This is a genomic window from Acetivibrio ethanolgignens (assembly GCF_001461035.1).
Classification (GTDB): domain Bacteria; phylum Bacillota; class Clostridia; order Lachnospirales; family Lachnospiraceae; genus Velocimicrobium; species Velocimicrobium ethanolgignens.
In genome coordinates, this window is record NZ_LNAM01000023.1 from 1590 (window position 1) to 4347 (window position 2758).

Genomic DNA, 2758 nt, shown 5'->3' on the forward strand with positions numbered 1-2758 from the left:
ACTTTTCCAAAATCGGAATTTCCTAGAATGCAAGGAAAAAGTGTGCGGTAAGAAACGGCACACTAAGGCAGAGATAAGAAGTAAAATGTAGGATTTAATCTGCGGCAGGATTGCGACAGGAGAGAATTATAATTTGACGCGTGACAAGTAGTTACATGATGGAGGAAAAGTTGATGAATTACAAGATGATAGTATTAGATTTGGACGATACGCTTTTGAAAAATGATGGAACCATTTCAAAGCGTACAAAAGACAAACTTGTTAAGGCGCAGAAAAACGGAGTAAAGGTAGTGTTGGCATCTGGAAGACCTAACTATGCGATTGAGAAAATAGCTGCCGAGTTAGAGCTGCAAAAGAATGGAGGTTATATTATTTCATATAATGGTGCAAGAATTATTGATTGTGCAACTAATGAGGAACTTTATTCTGCTAATATCACAAATGAGCAGATACATGAATTGTATGATATGAGTATGCAGGCAGGTGCTTATATTCAGACTTATATGGGAGATTATATTATAGCTTCTGAAAGTAATGAATATACGGATATTGAGAAAAAAATCACGGGAATGGATATTATTGTTCCCTCTGATTTTAAGGAATATGTATCAGGTGATGTTGTAAAGGCTATTGTTTTGCAAAAACCGGAAAGACTTAAAGAAATTGAAGAATGGTGGAGACCAGAAATTAATGATCGTATGTATATGACTATTTCTAAGCCATTTTTCTTGGAATTTATGAATAACGAGGTAGATAAGAGTAAAAGTATTAATAGACTTTCTGAGTTGTTGGGTATTTCCATGTCGGAGGTAATTGCCATTGGAGACAGCTATAATGATTTGTCTATGATAAAAGCTGCGGGGCTTGGTGTTGCAATGGCTAATGCTGTAGATTGCGTAAAGAAAGTAGCTAATTACATTACAGATGATAATGAGCATGATGGTGTGGCAAAAGTAATTGAGAAATTCGTATTTCAAAACGGACAAAAGACTGTGATTGCATAATCGGAGGTGCATATGTTTTACGAAATAGGACCGATTAGACCACCATCAGAGTCTCAGAGTTTATTAATTAGAGTGACAAGAGGGTGTCATTGGAATAAGTGCTATTTTTGCGGATTATATAAAGACTGCAATTTTTCTACAAGACCCGTAGATGATGTTATAGCAGATATAAAAAAGGCTGCGGAGGTATATAAAAATCATAATTACACATCCTGCTTTTTGCAGGATTCGGATGCTTTTGTGTTATCTACAAATAGGTTATTACCTATTGTTGAGGCAGTAAAAAGAGAATTCCCGAATATGAAATACATAACAAGTTATGCCAGAGTAGACAGTATCTTAAGGAAAAGCGAAAGCGAGATAGTAGAACTTAAGCAGGCGGGGCTGAATCATTTGTACTGTGGTATGGAATCAGGGTGTGACGATGTCCTTAAACTTATAAATAAAGGTGTGACAGCAGAGCAAGTGGAAGAAGCCGGAGTATTGGCAAAAAAAGCCGGAATGATATTATCAGAATTTATTTTGCTGGGGATTGGTGGAAAAAAGTATTCTGAAGACAATGCATTAATGACAGCAAAGGTATTGAATGCAATTAGACCAGATTATATAAGGGTTCATGCTACTGCTATTAAGCCGGACACACAATTGGGGGAAATGTTAAAGAATGGTAAGTTTGAACTTCAAAGTGAAGAAGAGATAGTAAGGGAGCAAAAGCTTTTTATAGAAAATCTGGAAGAAATAAATAGCTATTATGTAAATGAACATATAGTCAATTTGTTGCTAGAGGTTCGTGGCAATTTAGCTCAAGACAAACAAAAAATGTTAGCAATAATTAATATGTTCCTTAGTATGTCTGATGAAGAAAAAGAAAACTTTGCCGTTGGCAGAAGGATAAATCAGTATTATACATTATCTGATATGAGTATAGATGGGAAGCGTAAGCGTGTTTCAGAATATGTGAACAAGTTAAAGGCAGAAGGAGTAGATATTTCTTTGGCATGTAATATGCTACGCTCTCAGATGATATAAATTAGGGTATAATACATTTTGGAATAATGTCGAAAATAAGTAGAAGCCAGCCCGAATGAGCTGGCTCTTACCATATTATAGACTCTGCTCTTTTTTTGTGCTCTCAGCTCGTTCTGGAGTCTGTTCCTGTCCAAGATACTGTTTGATATTGGCAAGTTTCTGGTTCAAGTCGGCAACTTCCTTTTCGGCAGCTTTATAGGTTTTCTGTAATTCGGTTTTCTTTGCTTGCAGGGCATTATAGTCTGCTTGGAGCTGTTCCAAATCAAGAGTTTTAGGATTGATTCCGAAGCGTTTCAGCATATTTTCAGCACCGTCAAATAAGGTCAGTTCCGTTTCATGCCTACGGAAATAAGCATCTGGGTCTTTGGACTTTTTATAACGGAAATTATAGAGCTTGTTGGTCTGATAATCTTTGGCATATTTTAAGATTTCCCCCAATTCCTTTAACTGATGTTCCGTGTCAATAAGGGATTGACGGGCAGTCTTGGCAAGTGTGGATTTGGATGATATTTTGTCCTCTAAATCCTCTATGGAATCAGCACCTGCATAACTGCTTGCAGCTATCTTTAGGTTTTGTATGGTTGCCCAATGATTCAGTCCGGGACTCTGTTTGAATTTCTCCTGTGAGGTATCAATAAGCTCTTTGCGGGAGTAATCGGTTGTGAGTGCAGTTTGCGCCCGTCGGCGGTCGCAAATGCGTTTCACAGCGGCCATTCTGCGGAGCA

At 37.4% G+C, this 2758-nt stretch carries 2 protein-coding genes and 1 pseudogene; 2 read left to right on the top strand and 1 reads right to left on the bottom strand.

The features are described 5' to 3' along the window. The first annotated feature begins 173 nt into the window (after positions 1–173). The gene (locus tag ASU35_RS02115) at positions 174–1004 is read left to right on the top strand and encodes a Cof-type HAD-IIB family hydrolase (protein WP_058351455.1); all 831 of its coding nucleotides are present in this window, start codon (positions 174–176) and stop codon (positions 1002–1004) included. 12 nt (positions 1005–1016) lie between these two features. Then, on the top strand, positions 1017–2033 hold the full coding sequence (locus tag ASU35_RS02120) for a radical SAM protein (protein WP_058351453.1): 1017 nt from the start codon (positions 1017–1019) through the stop codon (positions 2031–2033). Positions 2034–2108: 75 nt separating this feature from the next. On the opposite strand, the pseudogene ASU35_RS02125 reads toward ASU35_RS02120, so the two are convergent. Beyond that, positions 2109–2758, bottom strand: a pseudogene (locus ASU35_RS02125) (relaxase/mobilization nuclease domain-containing protein); the annotation flags it as partial.